Below are 22720 nucleotides of genomic sequence, written 5' to 3' on the forward strand. Positions count from 1 at the left end.
ACACCCGTTCCCATACCGAACACGGAAGTTAAGCTCTTTAGCGCCGATGGTAGTTGGGGGCTTCCCCCTGTGAGAGTAGGACGTCGCTAGGCAATGTAAACAGTCAGCTGAGTGCTGACTGTTTTTTTATAAAAAACCTTAATAATTTATCAATAATTCAACAAAACTTGCCTAAAATAAGACAGAGCTTAACGATCATTTATTCTAAATGTAGAAGAAATTAAAAAAGGCTATATTTTTCTCAGTGAAAAAAGGGCGAAAAGACTATCAGAGTTACTACCTTGAAAAATCTGAATTGTCTTTCTTTTATAAGTTTCTTGACAGTAGCTTAGCACGTTGTTAATCTTACAATTAATATTCTTTTAACTATAGGAGGACGTTACGAAAATGTGGGAAACTAAATTTGCCAAAGAAGGTTTAACTTTTGATGATGTATTATTAGTACCAGCGCATTCAGAAGTATTACCGAAAGATGTTGATTTATCAGTTCAACTAACACCGAAGATTAAATTAAATATTCCAATGATCAGCGCAGGCATGGATACAGTTACAGAGTCTAAAATGGCAATTGCTATGGCACGTCAAGGTGGTATCGGTATTATCCATAAGAACATGTCGATTGATGAGCAAGCTGAGCAAGTAGAAAAAGTAAAACGTTCTGAAAATGGTGTTATTACAAACCCATTTTTCTTAACTCCGACTCACCAAGTTTTCGATGCTGAGCATTTAATGGGTAAATACCGAATTTCTGGTGTACCAATTGTTGATAGTATGGAAAACCAAAAACTAGTAGGGATCATTACAAACCGCGACTTACGTTTCATTTCTGACTATTCTTTAAAAATTGAAGATGTTATGACAAAAGAAGATTTAATTACAGCTCCTGTTGGAACGACTCTAGAGGATGCTGAAAAGATTCTTCAACAATATAAAATCGAAAAGTTACCAATTGTAGATGAAGAAGGTAAATTAACTGGACTAATTACAATTAAGGATATTGAGAAGGTAATTGAGTTCCCTAACGCTGCAAAAGACATACATGGTCGTTTATTAGTAGGAGCAGCCGTTGGTGTTTCAAAAGATACAATGATACGTATTGAAAAGCTTGTTGAAGCACAAGTAGACATCGTAGTAATCGATACAGCTCACGGTCATTCTGAGGGTGTATTACAAACAATTCGCTCTATCCGTGAAGCTTATCCTGAGCTTGAAATTATCGCTGGTAACGTGGCAACAGCTGAAGGTGCACGCGCATTATTTGGGGCAGGTGCAGATGTAGTGAAAGTTGGTATTGGGCCTGGATCTATTTGTACTACTCGTGTCGTAGCTGGTGTAGGTGTACCACAAATTACAGCTGTTTACGATTGTGCAACAGTAGCTCGTGAGCTTGGTAAAACAATTATTGCTGATGGAGGCATTAAATACTCTGGAGATATCGTAAAAGCTCTTGCAGCAGGTGGTAACGTTGTAATGCTTGGTTCACTTCTTGCAGGTACTTCTGAATCTCCTGGTGAAACTGAAATCTTCCAAGGTCGTCGCTTCAAAGTATACCGTGGTATGGGTTCAATTGGAGCTATGGAAAAAGGTTCAAAAGATCGATACTTCCAAGAAGATGCGAAAAAATTAGTACCAGAGGGTATTGAAGGTCGTCTTCCATACAAAGGACCACTAGCAGATACAATTTATCAACTAATCGGTGGTATTCGTGCAGGTATGGGCTATTGCGGTTCAGCTAACCTTGAGTTCTTACGTGAAAATGCTCAATTTGTTCGTATGACAGGTGCAGGTCTACGTGAATCACATCCACATGATGTACAAATCACAAAAGAATCACCAAACTATTCGATGTAATATATTACTAGCAACTTTTATGCTCTCGAATCGTCTACAAAGATGACACGAGAGCATTTTTTTATGATATAGAGTGCGCACGGAAGTTACTATATATGATAAAATGTCGAGGACAAGATTATTTTTTGGAGGGCTTTAAAGGTGAAAAAGACAATGAACACTGTCATTCGCTTACTCCTAATTCCTGTTTTGTTATTTAGTGTTTTAGCAGGTATTCCGGCGAAGGCAAATGCAGAAACAGATTTAGGACTACATGTGGATGCTGCAATTTTAATTGACGCAGATTCAGGAAAAATTTTATATGAACAAAATGCAGATACTTCACTAGGTATTGCAAGTATGACAAAAATGATGACTGAATACCTGTTATTGGATGCAATTGATGCAGGTACAGTTAAGTGGGATCAGGAATATCACGTAACTGATTATACGTATAAAATGTCTCAAAACCGTGCATTAAGTAACGTACCATTGCGTAGAGATGGAACTTACAAAATTAAAGAATTATATGAGGCAATGGCAATTTACTCTGCAAATGCTGCTACAGTCGCTATAGCAGAAACAATTGCGGGTACTGAAACTGAGTTTCTAAAGCTAATGAATAAAAAGGCAGAAGAGCTTGGTCTTAAAGGCTATAAATTCGTAAACTCTACTGGTCTTAACAATGCAGATTTATTTGGTATGCAGCCAGCTGGTACTGGACCAAATGATGAAAACGTAATGCCTGCTAAATCTGTAGCTAAATTAGCATATCATTTACTAAAAGATCATCCAGACGTATTAAAAACGTCTAAAATTGCAGAAAAGAAGTTCCGTGAAGGTACAGATGATAGCATCGACATGATAAACTGGAACTATATGTTGCCGGAATTAGCGTACAAATATGAAGGCGTTGACGGATTAAAAACAGGTACAACAGACTTTGCGGGTCATTGCTTTACAGGTACAGCAGAGCGCAATGGTACACGTTTAATTTCTGTAGTTATGAAGGCTGTGGGAGAGGATCCAAAAAAAGCGCGCTTCGATGAAACAGCTAAATTGTTTAACTATGGTTTCTCACAATTCTCGAAACAAGAAATTATTCCTGCGAACTATAAGTTTAAAGATCAAGAAACAGTAAAAGTTACGAAAGGTAAAGAAAACAAAGTAGCGATTGCTGTTAAAGAACCAGTTTCATTTATGGTCAAGTCATCTGAGAAAGATTTATATAAACCTAAACTAGTTTTAGATAAAAAGAGTCTTGAAGCAGAGGTTAAGAAGGGTACCGTTGTCGGAAAGTTAGTTCTTGAACGCTCAGAAGGCACAGATTACGGTTTTATTGACGGTAAGGACCTTAAAGCTGATGTTGTCACTACAGAGGCTGTAGAGCGTGCTGGTGGCATCTCATTATTCTTCCAAGGTGTTGGTAGCTTCTTCGGGAACTTATGGAATGGTATTACTGACTTTGTTGGTGGCTTATTTTAACAATTAATGTATAAAGAACATGTAGGTGTTTTAAAACATCTACATGTTCTTTTTCACATTTTTACGCTTTACTGCATACGCTATTAGGCGAAAGGATGTGGCTAAATGTGTGGCATTACAGGATGGGCTAGCTTTCAAAAGGATTTAAGAACAAGTAATGAAATTCTAAAGTTAATGACGCAAACGTTAAATAAACGAGGGCCAGATGATGAAAATATTTGGTGTAGTGAGCATATTGCATTTGGCCATCGTCGGCTAGCCGTCATAGATTTAATCGGTGGGAAGCAACCGATGAAAAAAGTACACGATGGTGCAAACTATGTCATTACATATAATGGCGAGCTTTATAATACAGAAGAATTAAGGAAAGAGCTGCAAAAGAGAGGGCATCTTTTTACAACACATTCAGATACGGAAGTATTATTAACTGCTTATATTGAATGGAAAGAGCAGTGTGTTGATTTTTTAAATGGAATTTTCGCTTTTGGTATATGGGATGAACAATCACAATCTCTGTTTTTATGCAGAGACCGACTAGGTGTAAAGCCTTTATTTTACACAGAACAACAAGACGGCTTACTTTTTGCATCCGAAGTGAAAGCATTATTAGCTCATCCATTGATTAAAACAACCGTTAATATGGAAGGGCTAGCAAATATTATGGCTGTAGGACCGTCCAGAACGCCCGGAAAATCACCTTTTCAAAATATTAATGAGCTACGTCCAGGATATGCAATGCGTTTCTCTAGAGAGGGTATACGAGTTTGGCAGTATTGGCAGTTACAGAGTAAACATCATGAAGAGTCATTAGAGGAGACAATCGATCATGTCCGTTTTTTACTAACGGATGCTATTGAACGACAGCTTGTTTCAGACGTACCAATCTGTACATTTCTTTCAGGGGGATTAGATTCCAGCATTATTACTGGCATTGCTGCAAACATGTTTCAGCAACAAAATAAAGGCAAACTCCATACGTACTCTATAGACTATGAGGATAATGAACGTTTTTTTAACCCACATGCTTTTCAAACATCCACAGATACGTATTGGATTCAAAAAATGACAGATACCTTTAGTACAACACACCATGCAGAGGAAATTTCCCAACAGCAATTAATCGATTTCTTAATAGAATCTGTCATCGTTAGAGATTCACCAGGGATGGCAGATGTAGATTCATCGTTATTATGGTTTTGTCGAGAAATTAAAAAGGATTTTACCGTTGCGCTATCAGGTGAATGTGCAGATGAAATTTTCGGTGGCTATCCATGGTTTACAGAAACGACTACAGGTTTTCCGTGGATTCGTTCATTGTCTGAAAGATCAACAATGTTACAAGAGCGATGGCGTAAGAAATTAAAAGTTGAATCATATGCACAACAGACTTATTCACAAACAATTGCTGAAGTACCATATCTTGAAGGAGAGAGTATTGAGGAAGTAAGGCAACGAGAAATGTTTTATTTGAATATGGTATGGTTTATGCAAACATTGCTGGAACGAAAAGACCGTATGAGCATGGGGGCGAGTCTTGAAGTTCGAGTGCCGTTTGCAGATCATCGTCTTGTGGAATATACGTGGAATATTCCTTGGGAAATGAAAAATTTAGATGGTATGGAGAAGGGTTTACTTCGTAAAGCAATGCAACATTTATTGCCAGAAGAAGTTTTATATCGGAAAAAGAATCCGTACCCTAAAACGTATCATCCAATTTATACAGCAGGCATTCAAAAATGGCTCAGAGACATAATGGAGGACAAAAATTCAATTCTTTATGAATTATTTGAACGACAGAAACTAATAGAGCTAATTGAATCGGGTGGCAGTTCTTTCAAAGTTCCTTGGTATGGACAATTAATGGCAGGTCCACAGCTTTTAGCTTATCTGGGTCAAATTCATACATGGTTTGAACTTTATAATATCCAGCTAATTGAATCATAAGAATGAAGATAAAAGAAACACCAACCAACCTTTTAACGTGAGGTTGCTTGGTGTTTTTTCTGTATATCCCAACAGTTCATTAGCTTTTCGATAGAAGGTTCAATTTCATGCACAGGTATGCCTCCAAAACCTAGTAAAAATTGAGCTTTTGAGGGTGCGGAGTAATCCAGGCGATAATCAGATAATGGATAGATTCTGATTTCCGCATTGGAAGCAAGCTGCTGTAATTGCTTTTCAGACAAAGTATGTTGGACATCGAGTAAAATATGCATTCCTGCTTGCTCACCAGTGATGTTAATTTGATTAGAATAGTTTTCTAAAATAGAAGTGAGTTTTTCATGTTTTTTTCGATAAATCTTTCTCATTCGATTTAAATGCTTTGCAAAATGGCCGTCACGCATAAAATTAGCTACAATATGTTGATCGAAACGAGGTACTGTTGATGAATAGTAATTAAATACATCATTATAAGCAACAAGTAATTTTGGTGGAAGTACAAAATAAGCGACGCGCAAGGACGGCATTAATGATTTTGTAAATGTACTCATATAAATTACTTTATCATTTCGATCTAATGCATGAAGTGCAGGAATTGGTTTTCCAGTATAACGAAATTCAGAATCATAATCATCTTCAATAATGTATCGAGAGGAGCTTTGTGAGGCCCAATTTAAAGCCTGTGCACGTCTTGTAGCCGATAATACTGCTCCTGTAGGGAATTGGTGAGATGGCGTGATATAAACAACGTCAGCGCTAGTTTTTTCGAGCTCATGAATGACAATTCCTTCATCATCGACCGCAATTGGATAGACTTTTCGTTTATGCTGGGAAAACATACGATGCACAGCTGGATATCCAGGGTTTTCAAGGGCAAAACAAGTATTGTCACTAAAGAGTCGCAAAATCATTGGTAGAAGCTGTTCTGTTCCTGAACCGATGACAATTTGCTCGGGACTACAAACAACCCCGCGTGATTGAAATAAATAATTAGCAATCTCCGTTCGCAAAGATCGTTCTCCCTGAGGCTCACCTGTTAATAATAATTCCTTTGAGGCATCATCAAAGAGCTCTTTCGCATATTTCCGCCATGTTTGAAAAGGGAAGGCATCAATATCGATGGAACCAGGATTAAAATCTATCTTGTACAATTTTTTCTTAGGTTGTTCGTTTAAGGAAGTTATTGTTTCCTGCTGAATATACGGAAGCTCGTCAATTTCCTCTACAAAATAACCGACACGGGATTTAGACATAATATACCCTTCAGCAAGTAGCTGTGCATATGCAATTTCAATTGTTGTTTGTGAAATATTCAAAAAATCGGCTAATTTTCTTTTTGATGGTAATTTTTCTCCTACTGCTATTTTTTTTGTAATAATAGCTTCTTTAATGCCGCTATAAAGCTGATCGTAGAGCGGTTTCCCACCATTTTTTTCTAGTTGAAATAATAGCATGTCCATGTGCATTAATTCTCCTGACCTTACGATTATTTTATAAACTGGATATTTTTATATGGTCAATTTCAATTATACTAAATTTCATCATAAAGGTGGAGGTTAGAAATCATGAAACAAACAGGTACAGAATTAGTTAAGCGCGGGATGGCGGAAATGCAAAAGGGTGGCGTCATTATGGATGTCATTAATGCAGAACAAGCGAAAATTGCGGAAGCGGCAGGAGCTGTAGCTGTCATGGCATTAGAACGAGTACCATCAGACATTCGCAAGGCGGGGGGAGTTGCACGTATGGCTGATCCTCGTATTGTCGAGGAGGTATTGGGGGCAGTATCCATTCCTGTCATGGCTAAAGCACGTATTGGACATATTGTAGAAGCAAGAGTGTTAGAAGCAATGGGTGTCGATTATATTGATGAAAGTGAAGTATTAACTCCAGCAGATGAAGAGTTTCATTTATTAAAAAGTGATTACAAAGTGCCCTTTGTTTGTGGCTGTCGTGATTTAGGTGAAGCCGCTCGACGCATAGGTGAGGGTGCTTCCATGTTACGAACTAAAGGGGAACCGGGGACAGGTAATATTGTAGAGGCAGTTCGTCATATGCGTAAAGTGAATGCGCAAGTACGTAAGGTAGTTGGTATGACAGAGGATGAATTAATGACAGAAGCTAAATTGCTTGGTGCTCCTTTTGAATTATTAAGAGAAATTAAGCGTCTTGGCCGTTTACCAGTAGTGAATTTTGCAGCAGGTGGAGTTGCTACACCTGCTGATGCAGCATTAATGATGGAGCTTGGAGCTGACGGTGTATTTGTTGGTTCTGGTATTTTTAAATCAGAAAACCCAGAGAAATTTGCTCGTGCAATTGTTGAGGCTACTACGCATTATAAGGACTACAAGCTAATTGCTGAAATTTCAAAAGAGCTAGGTGTTCCGATGAAAGGCATCGATATTGCACAGCTTAGTCAAAATGAGCGTATGCAAGAGCGAGGCTGGTAAGATGAAGCGAATCGGTGTTTTAGCATTACAGGGAGCGGTACGAGAGCATGTGCAAATGTTAGAGTTTCTTGGATGCGAAGCGGTCTTAGTAAAACAAAGAGCTGATTTAGAGAAGCTTGATGGACTTGTCTTGCCTGGTGGAGAAAGCACAACGATGCGGAAATTACTGAATCGCTATGAGCTATTAGAGCCAATCCGCACACTTGCAAAGCAAGGTTTACCGATGTTTGGAACATGTGCAGGATTGATTTTATTGGCAAAGGAATTAGTAGATTATGAGTCACATTTAGCTGTAATGGATGTGGTAGTTGCACGGAATTCTTATGGACGCCAGGTAGATAGTTTTGAGGTTAAGCTCGACATACCTGAAATAGGTGCTGCCATTCCGGCTGTCTTTATACGTGCGCCACATATTGTTTCCGTAGGTGAAGGTGTTGAAATATTAGCAGAGCATGACGGGAAAATCGTGTTAGCGAAAGACAATCATTTATTAGGATGTTCCTTCCATCCTGAATTAACATCAGATGCACGAATTCTTGAATATTTTGTATCTTCTATGGTATGACTTGCAAAATTTCACTTCATATAGTACAGTATGGATAAAATTTAAATAACTGAACACGATGATGGGAAGTAGTAGCAAGCACGTTTTTTTTAGAGAGTCAGCGGGTGGTGGAAGCTGATAAAGGCACTTGTGAATCCGTCCTGGAGTTGCGCAGTCGAAGTTAATGAAGTAGGCTGTCGCCGGCTGAAATGCCGTTATGAGATAAGTGGATTAGACTAAGTACAAAGTGTCTAATCAATTAGGGTGGCAACGCGGGTAGCTCTCGTCCCTTTTTGGGGATGAGGGCTTTTTTGTGTTTTCTACTAAATATTTTCCCATCATTAAGAATCTACTGGAGGTATGACGATGTTAGATATTAAACGCGTGCGCGACAATTTCGCGGAAATTAAAGAAATGCTATTAACACGTAATGAGGATTTAGGAAACTTAGATGACTTTGAACAATTAGATGCAAAGCGTCGTGAATTAATTGCAAAAACAGAAGAACTTAAAGCTGAACGTAATAAAGTATCTGAGCAAATTTCGATCATGAAGCGTAATAAAGAAAATGCGGATGAAGTGATTGCACGTATGCGTCAAGTTGGCGATGAAATTAAAGATCTAGATGTCCAATTAAATGATGTAGAAGAACGCTTTAAAGATATGATGATGCGTTTACCAAACATTCCACATGCATCTGTACCAGTTGGCACAACAGAGGACGATAATGTAGAGGAATATACTTGGGGTGAGATTCCAACATTTGATTTCGACATTAAAGCACACTGGGATATCGCTACAGATTTAAAAATTGTAGACTTTGAACGTGGTGCAAAAGTGACTGGTAGTCGTTTCTTATTCTATCGTGGCCTTGGTGCTCGTTTAGAACGTGCATTAATGACGTTTATGATGGACTTACATGCGGAAGAGCATGGTTATGAAGAAATGCTACCACCTGTAATTGTCAATCGTGATAGCTTAACAGGTACAGGACAACTACCTAAATTTGAAGAAGATGTCTTTAAATTAGATGACACAGATTATTTCATGATTCCAACAGCAGAAGTACCTGTGACAAACTTCTATCGTGATGAAATTTTAACAGCTGAAGCATTACCACATGGCTTTGCGGCATATAGTGCATGCTTCCGTTCAGAAGCAGGTTCTGCAGGTCGCGATACACGTGGTTTAATTCGCCAACACCAATTCAACAAAGTAGAATTAGTACGCTTTGTAAAACCAGAAGAATCTTATGAACAGCTAGAACTTTTAACAGGTCATGCAGAAAAAGTACTGCAATTATTAGGATTACCATACCGCAAACTAAAAATGTGTACAGCTGATTTAGGTTTTACTGCAGCGAAAAAGTACGACTTAGAGGTTTGGATTCCAGCTCAAAATATGTACCGCGAAATCTCTTCATGCTCTAACTTTGAAGATTTCCAAGCACGCCGAGCAAATATTCGCTTCCGTCGTGAACCAAATGCAAAACCGGAGTATGTACACACATTAAACGGTTCAGGTCTCGCAATCGGTCGTACAGTAGCAGCAATCCTAGAAAACTATCAGCAACAAGATGGAAGCGTAGTGATTCCAGAAGTATTAAGACCGTATATGGGCGGAAAAGAAGTAATTGCGCCGAAATAAACTGAGTCGAAAGCGAAGCGGCAGACTCAAGCCGACGGAAGCGTAGTGATTCCTGAGGTATTAAGACCATATATGGGCGGAAAAGAAGTAATCGCGCCAAAGTAAATTGAGTCGATAAATAAAAGAAAAACTACTGTTGAAAAATTTCATCTCAACAGTAGTTTTTCTTTTTTTAAAGTAGGTTAGCGAGGTCGAACTCGATGTTTCACAGAGAAATTATGTTCATTAGAAAGTAAGTAAATAACGCCCTCTATAAAACCTATAAAGGCTGGAATATATGTCCAGAAGAAGATGAGGTACAATATACCTTGTCCAATTTTCCCTAAATAAAATTTATGGATTCCGATTCCACCTAAAAAGATAGCAAGTACCCCTGCGACCGTTTTATTTTTTATTGGCCAAGAAGGGTCGATGCCATCATACATAGGAGCTGAATATTGAGGCTGTGTTTGATATACAGGCTGTGATTGCTGTTGATAGACTGGTTGTTGCACAGTTTGCTGTTCTTTTTGGAAATTGAATTTTTCACCACAATATTTACATTGAGCTAATGTGACATCAGCTGCTGCACCACATTGTGGACATTCGATATTTTTCATGTCGATATCTCCTGATTAATGGTATTTGTTTAATTTACATTTTCCGATGTATTGTTTTTAATTACACTGTTATGATTATCTATTGAATTGATTCGACTGGAGCACCGCAGTTATTACAAAATTTCGAAGTAACGTCTAGTTCTTGTCCACATGAACAAACAGGCTTGTGTAAACTAGTTCCACAAGAAGAACAGAATTTTGATGATTCTTCGTTTTCACTCTGACAAGAATGACATGTAATGACCTTTAGCGTTAAATTTTCACCGCATAAATTGCAAAACTTACTAGTAGACAAAATGTTACCGTGGCAAGAAGGACATATTTTATGTGTAACATTATTGTTAGGCTGTTGTACTTGTTGATTCATCATAGTCACCATACCTTGCCCTACGCCTAATCCAACTCCACTTGTAGCAAATAATCCAGCTACTCCATTCTCATTTGATGCAGCAGATTCATATATATCAAAGCTACGTTGTGTTACATAACGATTGTCACCCATAATTTCGAACTTAGCTTTATCTTGTAAAATTTCATTTATTTTATCGAAATCTTCCTCTGGGAAATTAATTGATTGAATATGGAAATGGGCCATTATAAAACCATACGCATTGAATTCTTCAGATATTTTTTCTTTTAAACTATTTGAAATATTATGAAGCTCTGTTGTTATTTCTAGTGCAGAGATTTTCTCATTAATAATTTTATTTGCAAGTTCAGTTTTTATGGATGTAATAAGAGAACCTTTAAAGTAATCTTGTACTTTTTCGAAACTAACAATATCATCTTTATTCATAGAGCCTATAACTTCTGTAAAGAATAATAAATAGTCATCAAGGCGAAGAGCCAATTGTCCAAATGCTCGTATACGTAATTTTACAAAGTATTTCGGGTCAATTAGTTGAATAGGATCAGAGGTTCCCCAATATAAATCTAATTTTACCGTTAGATTTATAAAGTAGATTTCTGCTGAAAAAGGTGTATCCCCTCCATAAGCAAAATTCACAACATGATGAAGTAATGGTAAGTTATTGGTTGATAAAACATGTGTGCCTGAATTAAATACATCACATATTTGCCCACCCTTTACAAAAATGGCTACTTGACCTTCGTTGACGATAAGTGTAGTACCTAACACTAGCTTTTCATTCGGATGCTTGTAGATTAACCAATCGCGTGAGCGTAAACCATCGAACTTCACTCTATCAAAAATAGGCATTAAAACATTACCTCCCTGTTAATTCCCTTTTAAATTAAATTATTACTAGTTATATTTTCCCTTTTCAGTTTATGCATGTCAATGGTTTATCTGTATTGAAATTTTTCTTTAGGTTAGCCAGTAATGTACTTGCTATATCGCTTTTTCCATTTCTTTAGATTGCGTATTTAAAAACATTATTGTTATGAATATGTTGTCGCTATTACGACATATTTCATATATATGCTATCCCCTAATCATAGAAAAGAAGGTGCCTCAATCTGAGACACCTTCTTTGTATGTGAAATTTTTAAAATTCTTCATTTTCAACAACTAACGCTTGTCGCGCCTTTTTCTCAGCCTTTTTCCGTTCGCGTAAAGCTCGGAAAAAATCGGTTAAGATTTGTCCACATTCCTCAGCTAAAATTCCTTCCGCTACTTCACATTCATGGTTAAAGCGCGCATCGTTTAATAACCGATAGAGTGAATCTACACAACCTGCTTTTATATCTCTTGCACCATATACGACACGTGGCACACGAGATTGCAAAATTGCACCTGCACACATAGGGCAAGGTTCAAGTGTCACATAGAGTGTTGTTTTTTCAAGGCGCCAGCTACCTATTTTTTTACAAGCCTCTTGAATAACCATTAATTCAGCGTGCGTCGTTGCATTTTGTGTTGTTTCTCGTAAATTATGAGCCCGTGCAATAATCTCTCCATCGTATACAAGCACAGCTCCTATTGGCACTTCTCCAAGTAAAGCTGCTTTCTTAGCTTCTTCCAGTGCACTGTTCATAAACAATCGGTCTGTTTCAAAAATATCCACTATGATCTCTCCTTATCACTTAGTGTATCTTGCTTAATTGACAATTGCTACTATCAAATATGTCTCGGCATAATTGGCCGGATTAAGTAGTAAGAAGTTAAAACGTTGACATTTCCAATACAACCATTTATATTTATATATGAATACATGCTCATATATAAATATAAAAAGGTTAGGGGTAAACTAAATGGATGAAAAATTACAAAATACAGAGGTTCAGATTAACAAAGAGCAACATTTAGATGAAGAAACGCTATTCGTCGTGTCTCAAACATTTAAAGCATTAAGTGATCCGACAAGAATTCGCATTTTAAATTTATTATGTACGGATGAACATTCAGTCAACGACATTGCTGAAATTTTAGATTTAGGTCAATCAACAGTTTCACATCAGTTACGTTTTTTGAAAAATTTACGGTTAGTGAAATATAGAAGAGAGGGCACAACCTTATATTATTCAACAGATGATGATCACATTATGAATTTATTGAAGCAAGCTATTGAGCATGCTGCACATAACTAGAGTTAATGGAGGGATAAAACATGGGACATAATCATGATCATGGCCATACACATGGCGCAAATAAAAAGATATTAATACTATCATTTATTATTATTACGAGTTATATGATTGTTGAAGCAATTGGTGGCTATTTAACTAATAGTTTGGCTCTTTTATCAGATGCAGGACATATGTTAAGTGACTCCATTTCATTAGCGATAGCCTTACTTGCTTTTATGTTTGGAGAAAAGGCAGCAAGCTATAGTAAAACATACGGTTATAAACGATTTGAAATTTTAGCAGCAGTATTAAATGGTGTGACTTTAATTTTAATTGCTTTATTCATTTTCTATGAAGCAATAGAACGTTTTGCAAATCCACCAGAAGTGGCAACAACAGGCATGTTGATTATTAGTACAATCGGTCTTTTGGTAAATATTTTGGTAGCTTGGATTATGATGCGCGGCAGTGATACAAAAGATAATTTAAATATGCGTGGAGCTTATTTACACGTATTAAGTGATATGCTTGGATCTGTAGGAGCCATCGTTGCCGCACTATTAATGATGTTCTTTGGTTGGGGTTGGGCTGATCCACTTGCGAGTGTTATTGTTGCCGCATTAGTATTGCGAAGCGGATACTATGTAACGAAGGCTGCTATCCATGTTCTAATGGAAGGAACACCTTCAAACGTTGATGTTCAAGAGATCATACAAACTATTGTACAAACAAACGGCGTTCATAGCATTCATGATTTACACATTTGGACAATAACAAGTGGAGCAAATGCACTTTCATGTCATGCAGTTGTTGATGATCACCTAATAATTGCGGATAGTGAGAATATATTACGAGAAATTGAACATAATCTTGAGCATAAGGGCATAAAGCATGTAACGATTCAATTGGAAACAGTAGCGCACAAGCACGATAATTCAATTTTGTGTACAATAAAAAATGAGCAGTCGAATCATCACCACCATCATCATTAACTAAATTAAAAATTTTAAGCTTTACATACCCTTCTTGGGTATAGTATGATGATTATGAAGTAGGAGGTGCATTTAATGGAGGATATAGTGAAAGAGGATGCTTGTCATACAGAGGAAGCTACGTCGTGTCGAAAAAGCCATCACCCTGAACGCGTAAAAAAAGATTTAACGACTCGTTTGAATCGAGTTGAAGGTCAAATCCGAGGTATTAAAGGGATGATTGAAAAAGACGTTTACTGTGATGATATTATTACGCAACTGTCTGCCACGCAGTCTGCTTTAAATAGCGTAGCGAAGATATTATTAGAAGGTCATTTAAAGGGATGTGTAGTAGATCGCCTATCAGAAGGTGATGAAGCAGTGTTAGACGAATTAGTAGTGACTATCCAAAAATTAATGAAGAAGTAAAATTTTTTAATAAATATATACCCCTATATAGTATCTAAATTAAAGGAGAGATATTTTATGCAAAACGTAGCTTTAAACGTACAAGGAATGTCATGTGGACATTGTGTAAACTCAGTGGAAAAAAGTGTTGGAGCATTAGCTGGCGTTGAACAAGTAAAAGTAAACTTAGCTGATGGTTTAGTAGATGTAGCATTTGACGAAACACAAGTATCTCTAGACCAAATTAAAGAAGCAATCGACGATCAAGGCTATGACGTTAAATAATATAAGTAGGGTGCTCTTGTAGCACTCTCTTATTTTCAGTTTTATATACCCCTGGTTGGTATATAGAGAGGAGAAATGATCATGAGTTCGGAAATAAAAGAAGCGAATTTGCAAATTACAGGTATGACATGTGCAGCCTGTGCGACTCGTATAGAAAAAGGTTTAAATAAAATGGATGGTGTAGAACAAGCGACAGTTAATTTAGCTCTTGAAAAATCATCCATTAAATATGATTCGACAAAATTAAATGAAGAAGATTTTGAAAAGAAAATTGAAGCACTTGGTTATGGTATCGTGAAACAAAAAGCGGAATTCAACATTACAGGCATGACATGTGCAGCCTGTGCTACACGTATAGAGAAGGGTTTAAATAAACTAGCAGGTGTATCCTCTGCGAACGTTAACTTAGCACTCGAAAAAGCTACTATTGAATTTAATCCATCTGAGGTGGCGATTGCAGATATCATTGCAAAAGTTGAGAAATTAGGATATGAGGCTCATCAAAAAGTAGATGAGCGAGAAACTGCGGATCATCGTGAACAGGCCATTAAACAACAGCAGAAAAAATTTATTTTATCGGCCATTCTTTCATTACCATTACTGTGGACGATGGTAGGACATTTTTCATTTACATCATTTTTATATGTCCCTGAATTTTTAATGAATCCGTGGGTACAAATGGTGTTGGCTACTCCTGTTCAATTTATCATTGGGAAGCAATTTTATGTGGGAGCCTATAAAGCTTTACGCAATGGTAGTGCCAATATGGATGTACTTGTAGTAATGGGAACATCTGCGGCGTATTTTTATAGCGTATATCAAGCAATTATTACTGCGGGGTCACATCATGCCCCTCACCTATATTTTGAAACGAATGCCGTATTAATTACTTTAATTTTATTAGGTAAATTATTTGAGGCAAAAGCAAAAGGTCGCTCATCTGAAGCAATCAAAAAATTAATGGGCCTTCAGGCAAAAACGGCCATCGTTGTTCGTGACGGTGTAGAGAAAGAGGTACCGTTAGAAGAAGTAGTCATTGGTGACATTATTTTAGTGAAGCCTGGTGAAAAAATTCCTGTTGATGGTGAGGTATTAGAAGGAACGACAGCTGTAGATGAATCGATGTTAACAGGGGAAAGTTTACCTGTTGATAAAAAGCAAGGTGATTTATTATTCGGTTCTACTATTAATAAAAATGGCTTTATTAAAATGACAGCGACTAAAGTCGGTCGCGATACAGCCTTAGCTCAAATTATTAAAGTTGTAGAAGATGCACAAGGCTCCAAAGCGCCAATCCAGCGTTTAGCAGACCAAATTTCGGGCGTCTTTGTACCAATCGTTGTTGGCATTGCGCTTGTCACGTTTTTAATTTGGATTATTTGGGTACGACCTGGTGAATTTACGCCAGCACTTGAAGTATTAATTGCAGTTCTCGTTATCGCTTGTCCATGCGCGCTTGGATTAGCAACGCCAACGTCTATTATGGCGGGCTCTGGTCGTGCGGCGGAATTCGGTATTTTATTTAAAGGTGGGGAGCATTTAGAGCAAACGCAAAGCATTGATACAGTAGTTGTTGATAAAACAGGTACTGTAACACACGGCAAACCCGTATTAACGGATGTTGTGCTAGCGGCAAATCAAGACGAAGCACGCTTTTTATCGTTAATTGGTGCGGCTGAGAAGCAATCAGAGCATCCGTTAGCAGAGGCAATTGTTCAAGGAATTGCTGATCGCGGTATTAATCTAGGAGATGTTCAATTCTTTGAAGCAATACCAGGTTACGGTGTGCAAGCGACTGTCTCTGGTCAAGGCGTTGTCATCGGTACACGTAAATTGATGCAACAATACGGTATTCATATTGATGATATCCTACCAACAATGGAACAATTAGAGGAAAACGGTAAAACGGCCATGTTAGCTGCAATTAACGGTCAGTATGCTGGTCTAGTTGCGGTTGCTGATACAGTGAAGGATACTTCAAAAGAAGCGGTTAGTCGTCTACAAGAAATGGGCATTACCGTTATTATGATGACAGGTGATAATGAACGTACAGCACAAGCTATTGGAGCAGAAGTTGGTGTGAATCATGTGATTGCTGAAGTTCTTCCAGAAGGCAAAGCGAATGAAGTGAAAAAACTGCAAGCTACAGGTAAAAAAGTAGCGATGGTTGGTGATGGCATTAACGATGCACCAGCACTTGCGACAGCGAATATAGGAATGGCGATTGGTACCGGTACAGACGTGGCCATGGAAGCAGCGGATATTACGCTAATTCGTGGCGATTTAAACAGTATTGCGGATGCTATCATCATGAGCCGTAAAACAATGCGCAACATTAAGCAAAACTTATTCTGGGCATTTGCTTACAATTCATTAGGTATTCCAATTGCCGCAATCGGTTTACTAGCTCCATGGGTAGCAGGTGCAGCGATGGCATTTAGTTCCGTATCTGTCGTTTTAAATGCACTGCGTTTACAGCGAGTTAAATTATAAGGGTAACGATAGATCCACTTTGAGTGGGTCTATTTTTTTATTTATTTCAGCGGATGTCAAAGAATTGGTTTTGGCCTCCTATTTTAATAGAGAAATAGTTTGGTTCTGTTTTTCACTTTCTCACTATGATACAATGAAAAGCACTGATTTATTTCCTAAGCCTCTGGACGCAATTATGCCGAGGCATAATTGATATAATTATACAAACCTCGAGGACGGGGCAATTGACGATAGAATCCATAGAACATAAAGGAGGAGCTTCTGGTGACGATTCCATTTGTTACGGTAGAAGGTCCGATTGGTGTTGGTAAAACCTCTTTATCTAAAGAGCTTGCAACAACATTTAATTACCATCTATTAAAAGAAATAGTAGACGAAAACCCTTTTCTAAATAAGTTTTATGAAAATATAGAGGAATGGAGTTTCCAGACGGAAATGTTCTTCCTATGTAATCGCTATAAACAATTATCAGATATAAAAAAATTTCGTTTAATGCATGATAAACCTGTTGTAGCAGACTACCACATTTTTAAAAATTTAATATTTGCCAAGCGTACATTGCTACCAACTGAGTATGATAAATACGAAGAAATTTATAAAATATTAACGAAAGATATGCCTGTTCCAAATGTAGTTGTTTATTTACATGCCAGTGTTGATACGCTGATGAAACGTATTGCGATGCGTGGTCGTGAATTTGAAAAAATGATTTCACGAGATTACATGGAGCAACTAGTGGCAGATTATCATTCCTTTATCGAGCATTTTGAGAACATGCATCCCGAAATTCCTGTTATTCGATTTAATGGTGATCAGCTTGATTTCGTAAAAAATCCAAATGATTTGACATATGTTTTACAAACAATAAAGGACACGTTACAACAAAGGAGCTTGCAACAATGAATTTGAGAGAGAAATATGGTATTCCTCCACAAACGGTCATTACAATTGCTGGTACGGTTGGAGTAGGGAAGTCAACAATGACAAAGGCGTTGGCAGAGGCGTTAAATTTCCGTACTTCATTTGAAAAGGTGGATACTAACCCATATTTAGATAAATTTTATGAGGACTTTGAAAAATGGAGCTTCCATTTACAGGTGTATTTTTTAGCGGAGCGTTTTAAGGAACAGAAACGAATCTTTGAATATGGCGGCGGGTTTATTCAAGATCGCTCCATCTACGAAGATACAGGCATTTTTGCTAAGATGCACTATGACAAAGGTACAATGAGCCCAACAGATTACGAGACGTATACAAATTTATTTGATGCGATGGTGATGACACCGTACTTCCCTCATCCAGATTTACTTGTCTATCTAGAGGGGCCAATTGATGCTGTAATCGGTCGTATTCAAGAGCGTGGACGTACAATGGAGCAACAAACACCGAATGATTATTGGATTGAAATGCATGACCGCTATGAGAACTGGATCAATAATTTTAATTCATGCCCAGTTCTACGTTTAGATATTAATGATTATGATTTATTAAAAAATCCTGACGCAATTGAATCAATTGTGAGCCGCATCAGTCATATGCTAAAACAAACAAGCCATTTACGTAAATAGAAGGTGTATTAAAGCTTATATTTCTAAAACGATTAGGAAGATAAATTTTGGCGTTCTGGCCGAAAGCGCAGCGACGTGCAGAAACAAGTAATTGAAGAAAATAAATGATCAAAAGACGTGAGACAATATGTAACCTATTGTGTCACGTCTTTTGAGTAGGAGGGATTGTTATAAGAATAGCGGTGTATTGCGGTTCTGGCTTAGGCATAAACCCAATTTATGCAGAGAAAGCAGCCGAGTTAGGAACTGTATTAGCTCAAAATGGTCATGGTGTCGTTTATGGTGGTTCGAAAACAGGACTAATGGGGAAAGTTGCAGATGCAGTATTAGAAGCTGGAGGAGATGTTATTGGCGTGATGCCAACTCATTTACAGCAGCGGGAAGTAGCACATGCCTCGTTAACAGAGATTCATTTTGTTGAGTCTATGCATGTACGTAAAGCCAAAATGGTAGAGTTAGCAGATGCTTTTATAGCTTTACCAGGTGGTGGTGGGACAATGGACGAATATTTTGAAGTGTTTACGTGGGCACAAATTGGACTACATGAAAAACCTGTAATTTTATATAATATAAATAATTTTTATGATGCGCTTTTACAACAACTTCAGAAAATGCTTGAAGAAGGTTTTATACGAACTGAGCAAAAGTCACTTGTTCATGTAGCTACTACATCGGAAGAAGTATTACATTTATTAAAAAAACATGGGTAATACGCCCATGTTTTTTCTGCAATAAATAATCTTTATAAGTTTTTTTATAGGGTTCATTACCATAAAAAATTTAGTTCGCTAATACAATGAAAGAGGTGTAGATTATGCAGACAATAGATACAGAAGTTACTGATGATCAAGTAGTGCTGGCAATTGAACGAAATATAGCCATTATCCGTTTTGATATGGAGCATAAAGTTGCCTATGTAAATGAACTTTTTGCTAAAACATTAGGCTATAAAGTTGAAGAAATGATAGGAAAAGATCATAAAGATTTTTGTTTACCGGAATTTGCGAATAGTATAGAATACGGAAAGTTTTGGCGAAATTTAGCTGCTGGCAATAGCTATCAGGATAAAATCGAAAGAATGGATGCAAGTGGAAATAGAATTTGGCTTGAGGCCACTTATATGCCTGTCTTTGCTATTAATTCAAAAAAGGTGATTGGCGTATCGAAAATTGCAACAAATATTACAGAACGCCAAAATGAAATTGTTAGTGTAGCTGATACATTAAAGGTTATGTCTAAAGAGCTTCATAGTCGTTCGGAGGCGGGCATTCAAAATAGCAAGGATTTACTGGAAACAGTGAAAGAGGTTTCACAAGAGTCTGCTGATAATGTAAGAAATCTTGCGCAGCTACAGAAGCAAGCTGAATCTATTAAAGGGATTGTGAAAACCATTCAAGAAATTGCTTCTCAGACAAACTTACTTGCACTAAATGCAGCTATTGAAGCAGCAAGAGCCGGTGAGTATGGACGAGGTTTTGATGTTGTAGCAAAAGAGGTTAGAAAGCTTTCCAAAAGGGTAGAGCAATCTATTTTAGAAGTAAAAGATAATGTTGAGGGCATTGAGCGAGAGATTGGACAAGTCACTGAAAGTATCACGCGTATAGCTGAAAAAGTTGAAAAAACAAATGGTCAAATTAATGTAACAACGAATGATTTTGCCGAAATTGCATCTGCAGCGGAGGCATTAGATGAACAATCAAGGCATTTTACCGAAATAATTTAATTCAATTTTTATATGTTTAATAAAGAAGAATAAAATAATTGCAAGAATTAGAGAAAAGGTTAACGTATGTAATAGCTAGTCTTCAAATGTAATATTTACATAATTTTCTGATATATATTGAAAAAGTAGCTGAGTTTTATTTACAATAATTGTGTAAAGCTTTCATAAATCATAATAGGGGTGTTATAGATGACAAAGGTGGAAGTAAGTTTTAAGCATTTGCCAACGACTGCAGTTTCAGATGCGACAGGAGGACATACGAATTTACGCAGTGATATTAAACCGTTAGCAGATCATTATAAAATTGCTGGCCGTGCAGTAACAGTGCGTTTACCAGATGGTGAAAATGGTGCAGTATTGGAAGCCATTCGAGTTGCTAAAGAAGGGGATATTTTAGTAATTGACGCTAAAGGGAATACCAATCGTGCAGTTGCTGGTGATTTTGTTCTTTCATTAGCGAAGGGTATAGGTGTACAGGGCTTTGTCGTTGATGGTGTTATTCGTGATATTGCAGCTATTCGTGAGCTAGACTTTCCTGTATTTTCACTTGGCACAACGGTAGCAGCTGGCAATAAAAACGGCGGTGGTCAAGTAAATGTTCCTATTGCTATTGGGGGCGTTTCTGTTCGCCCTGGTGATTATATTATTGGGGATGTTGACGGTGTCGTTGTCGTGCCACAGGAAGATGCAGAGCGTATTGTGGCAGCCGCTGAGGTAAAGCTCGAAAAAGATGACGTACGTGCTCAAGAGGCACATGCAAATGGAAAAGAATCTATTATTGCTTATTTAGATAAAGCATTAACTTCCTCCAGAAGAAGCTGAAAGAAGTTAAAGCCTAACGGCCGATTCCAGACGTAATAAAAAAACCCTCACGATGCCATCCATACATCGTGAGGATTTTTTTAACTTTTATGCTAAATTTTCATTATCTTTAAAGTAATTTTTCATTTTCTCTGAATCGAAACGGCCTTCCCATTTCGCCATTACTAATGACGCAAGTGAGTTACCAATTACGTTAACGACTGTACGTCCCATATCAAGAATACGGTCGATACCTGCGATGAATGCTAAACCTTCAATTGGAATGCCGACAGTACCTAAAGTTGCTAGAAGCACAACGAAGGATACTCCTGGAACACCTGCAATCCCTTTAGATGTAACCATTAATACAAGCATTAACGTAATTTGTTCACCAATGCTTAGGTGAATACCGTACATTTGAGCAATAAATAATGCAGCAATAGCTTGGTACAGTGTAGAACCATCTAAGTTAAAAGAGTAACCGGTTGGAATAACAAAGGATACGATATCCTTTGGAGCACCTAGTTTCTCCATTTTCATCATAACTCGTGGTAACACAGCTTCAGAACTTGCTGTTGAGAACGCTAAAATCAGCTCATCTTTTAATACTTTAATTAAGAAGAAGATACTGATACCTGTAAATTTGGCCACAAGACCAAGAACGACAAAGATAAAGAATAGCATTGTTGCATAAACAAGTATAGCGAGTTTACCGAGTGGTATTAGTGAAGCGAATCCATATTTGGAAACGGTTACACCAATTAAACCAAATACCCCAATTGGAGCGAATTTCATTACGAGGTTAGTTACCCAGAACATGGTATCTGCTACCCCTTGGAAGAAGTTTAATACTGGTTTACCACGTTCGCCAATGGCAGCAACCCCTAAACCAAAAATAACTGAGAAGAAAATGATAGCAAGCATATCACCTTCAGACATTGCCTGAATGATATTTGTCGGTACTATGCCTACAATAATATCAAATGGTCCTTCATGCTGTACTTCTTCTGTAGTTGCAACGTATTTCGAAATATCTCCTTTAGAGAGCTCGTTCATGTTTACGCCCGCGCCTGGGTGGAATAAGTTTGCGGAAAGTAAACCAATTACAATTGCTACTGTTGTAATAACCTCAAAGTAAATAAGCGATTTCCCGCCTAATCGTCCAAGCTGTTTCATATCTCCAGTGCCAGCAACACCAACGATTAAAGTCGAAATAATAATCGGTACAACAATCATTTTAATTAGATGAAGGAAAATATCACCTAGAGGTTGTAGATATGTTTCAATTTTGGGGTTTCCGTAAAAGATACCACCAATAATAATCCCTAAAATCAAACCGACTAAAATTTGAGTGGCTAAACTGATTCTAAATTTCTTCTTCAAAACCTTAGTACCTCCTAATATTAAATTTTTAGGACTTGCCTTACTTTAATAATACGGAGGACT

The 22720-nt window shown here is 37.4% G+C and carries 21 protein-coding genes, 1 rRNA gene and 1 other annotated feature; of the genes, 17 read left to right on the forward strand and 5 right to left on the reverse strand.

The window, feature by feature from the left end; all coding sequences use genetic code 11:
- The 4 genes from rrf to asnB all read left to right on the forward strand — a co-directional run.
- Nucleotides 1-92 (forward strand): 5S ribosomal RNA (gene rrf, locus ACIQ7T_RS26380); the annotation flags it as partial.
- 295 nt (nucleotides 93-387) lie between these two features.
- Complete coding sequence (gene guaB, locus ACIQ7T_RS26385; RefSeq protein WP_370083265.1) at nucleotides 388-1851, forward strand: IMP dehydrogenase; 1464 nt, start codon at nucleotides 388-390, stop codon at nucleotides 1849-1851.
- Between the two features lie 141 nt (nucleotides 1852-1992).
- Nucleotides 1993-3315, forward strand: a complete 1323-nt coding sequence (locus ACIQ7T_RS26390) for a D-alanyl-D-alanine carboxypeptidase family protein (RefSeq protein WP_387086324.1) — start codon at nucleotides 1993-1995, stop codon at nucleotides 3313-3315.
- A 105-nt stretch (nucleotides 3316-3420) separates the two neighbouring features.
- Nucleotides 3421-5259: an asparagine synthase (glutamine-hydrolyzing) gene (gene asnB, locus ACIQ7T_RS26395; protein WP_402874862.1), complete on the forward strand. Its 1839-nt coding sequence runs from the start codon at nucleotides 3421-3423 to the stop codon at nucleotides 5257-5259.
- Between the two features lie 32 nt (nucleotides 5260-5291).
- Here asnB and pdxR read toward each other — a convergent pair whose 3' ends face one another.
- A complete protein-coding gene (pdxR, locus tag ACIQ7T_RS26400) occupies nucleotides 5292-6716 on the reverse strand; it encodes a MocR-like pyridoxine biosynthesis transcription factor PdxR (RefSeq protein ID WP_370083271.1) in 1425 nt (474 codons plus the stop codon).
- A gap of 105 nt (nucleotides 6717-6821) precedes the next feature.
- On the opposite strand from pdxR, the gene pdxS reads away from it, so the two are divergent.
- The 3 genes from pdxS (at nucleotide 6822) to serS (ending at nucleotide 9897) form a co-directional block, all read left to right on the forward strand.
- On the forward strand, nucleotides 6822-7706 hold the full coding sequence (pdxS, locus tag ACIQ7T_RS26405; protein ID WP_370083273.1) for a pyridoxal 5'-phosphate synthase lyase subunit PdxS: 885 nt from the start codon (nucleotides 6822-6824) through the stop codon (nucleotides 7704-7706).
- Nucleotide 7707: 1 nt separating this feature from the next.
- Nucleotides 7708-8271 carry a pyridoxal 5'-phosphate synthase glutaminase subunit PdxT gene (pdxT, locus tag ACIQ7T_RS26410; RefSeq protein ID WP_402874866.1) on the forward strand — a complete coding sequence of 188 codons (564 nt, stop codon included), beginning with the start codon at nucleotides 7708-7710 and terminating at the stop codon, nucleotides 8269-8271.
- Nucleotides 8272-8320: 49 nt separating this feature from the next.
- Nucleotides 8321-8544 (forward strand) — a binding site (T-box leader).
- Nucleotides 8545-8616: 72 nt separating this feature from the next.
- Entirely contained in the window at nucleotides 8617-9897 is a 1281-nt protein-coding gene (gene serS, locus ACIQ7T_RS26415; protein ID WP_370083277.1) for a serine--tRNA ligase, read from the forward strand.
- A gap of 182 nt (nucleotides 9898-10079) precedes the next feature.
- Here the strand turns inward: serS and ACIQ7T_RS26420 are convergent, their stop codons facing one another.
- The 3 genes from ACIQ7T_RS26420 to tadA all read right to left on the reverse strand — a co-directional run bounded on the left by ACIQ7T_RS26420 (nucleotide 10080) and on the right by tadA (nucleotide 12523).
- Nucleotides 10080-10322: a TM2 domain-containing protein gene (locus tag ACIQ7T_RS26420; protein ID WP_236690751.1), complete on the reverse strand. Its 243-nt coding sequence runs from the start codon at nucleotides 10320-10322 to the stop codon at nucleotides 10080-10082.
- Nucleotides 10323-10575: 253 nt separating this feature from the next.
- Entirely contained in the window at nucleotides 10576-11715 is a 1140-nt protein-coding gene (locus ACIQ7T_RS26425) for an SPFH domain-containing protein (RefSeq protein ID WP_402874868.1), read from the reverse strand.
- 289 nt (nucleotides 11716-12004) lie between these two features.
- Nucleotides 12005-12523: a tRNA adenosine(34) deaminase TadA gene (tadA, locus tag ACIQ7T_RS26430; RefSeq protein WP_402874871.1), complete on the reverse strand. Its 519-nt coding sequence runs from the start codon at nucleotides 12521-12523 to the stop codon at nucleotides 12005-12007.
- Between the two features lie 187 nt (nucleotides 12524-12710).
- Here tadA and ACIQ7T_RS26435 point away from each other — a divergent pair, with 187 nt between their 5' ends.
- The 10 genes from ACIQ7T_RS26435 to ACIQ7T_RS26480 all read left to right on the forward strand — a co-directional run bounded on the left by ACIQ7T_RS26435 (nucleotide 12711) and on the right by ACIQ7T_RS26480 (nucleotide 21295).
- On the forward strand, nucleotides 12711-13046 hold the full coding sequence (locus ACIQ7T_RS26435; RefSeq protein ID WP_370083281.1) for an ArsR/SmtB family transcription factor: 336 nt from the start codon (nucleotides 12711-12713) through the stop codon (nucleotides 13044-13046).
- A gap of 20 nt (nucleotides 13047-13066) precedes the next feature.
- Nucleotides 13067-14017, forward strand: a complete 951-nt coding sequence (locus ACIQ7T_RS26440; RefSeq protein WP_370083283.1) for a cation diffusion facilitator family transporter — start codon at nucleotides 13067-13069, stop codon at nucleotides 14015-14017.
- Nucleotides 14018-14092: 75 nt separating this feature from the next.
- The gene (locus tag ACIQ7T_RS26445; protein ID WP_370083285.1) at nucleotides 14093-14425 is read left to right on the forward strand and encodes a metal-sensitive transcriptional regulator; all 333 of its coding nucleotides are present in this window, start codon (nucleotides 14093-14095) and stop codon (nucleotides 14423-14425) included.
- A 57-nt stretch (nucleotides 14426-14482) separates the two neighbouring features.
- On the forward strand, nucleotides 14483-14689 hold the full coding sequence (gene copZ, locus ACIQ7T_RS26450) for a copper chaperone CopZ (RefSeq protein ID WP_402874873.1): 207 nt from the start codon (nucleotides 14483-14485) through the stop codon (nucleotides 14687-14689).
- An 81-nt stretch (nucleotides 14690-14770) separates the two neighbouring features.
- Nucleotides 14771-17182: a heavy metal translocating P-type ATPase gene (locus ACIQ7T_RS26455; protein WP_402874875.1), complete on the forward strand. Its 2412-nt coding sequence runs from the start codon at nucleotides 14771-14773 to the stop codon at nucleotides 17180-17182.
- A gap of 264 nt (nucleotides 17183-17446) precedes the next feature.
- The gene (locus ACIQ7T_RS26460) at nucleotides 17447-18085 is read left to right on the forward strand and encodes a deoxynucleoside kinase (RefSeq protein ID WP_402874878.1); all 639 of its coding nucleotides are present in this window, start codon (nucleotides 17447-17449) and stop codon (nucleotides 18083-18085) included.
- Entirely contained in the window at nucleotides 18082-18750 is a 669-nt protein-coding gene (locus tag ACIQ7T_RS26465) for a deoxynucleoside kinase (RefSeq protein ID WP_370083293.1), read from the forward strand. The genes ACIQ7T_RS26460 and ACIQ7T_RS26465 overlap by 4 nt, the downstream gene beginning before the upstream one ends.
- Before the next feature lie 182 nt (nucleotides 18751-18932).
- Nucleotides 18933-19460: an LOG family protein gene (locus ACIQ7T_RS26470; RefSeq protein WP_402874882.1), complete on the forward strand. Its 528-nt coding sequence runs from the start codon at nucleotides 18933-18935 to the stop codon at nucleotides 19458-19460.
- Between the two features lie 104 nt (nucleotides 19461-19564).
- The gene (locus tag ACIQ7T_RS26475) at nucleotides 19565-20473 is read left to right on the forward strand and encodes a methyl-accepting chemotaxis protein (RefSeq protein ID WP_402874885.1); all 909 of its coding nucleotides are present in this window, start codon (nucleotides 19565-19567) and stop codon (nucleotides 20471-20473) included.
- A gap of 189 nt (nucleotides 20474-20662) precedes the next feature.
- On the forward strand, nucleotides 20663-21295 hold the full coding sequence (locus ACIQ7T_RS26480) for an RraA family protein (protein WP_402874887.1): 633 nt from the start codon (nucleotides 20663-20665) through the stop codon (nucleotides 21293-21295).
- A gap of 87 nt (nucleotides 21296-21382) precedes the next feature.
- Here ACIQ7T_RS26480 and ACIQ7T_RS26485 read toward each other — a convergent pair whose 3' ends face one another.
- The gene (locus tag ACIQ7T_RS26485; RefSeq protein WP_370083301.1) at nucleotides 21383-22657 is read right to left on the reverse strand and encodes a cation:dicarboxylate symporter family transporter; all 1275 of its coding nucleotides are present in this window, start codon (nucleotides 22655-22657) and stop codon (nucleotides 21383-21385) included.
- Nucleotides 22658-22720 lie beyond the last annotated feature (63 nt).

Origin of the sequence: Lysinibacillus sp. NPDC096212 (assembly GCF_044763105.1) — a bacterium.
GTDB lineage: Bacteria > Bacillota > Bacilli > Bacillales_A > Planococcaceae > Lysinibacillus.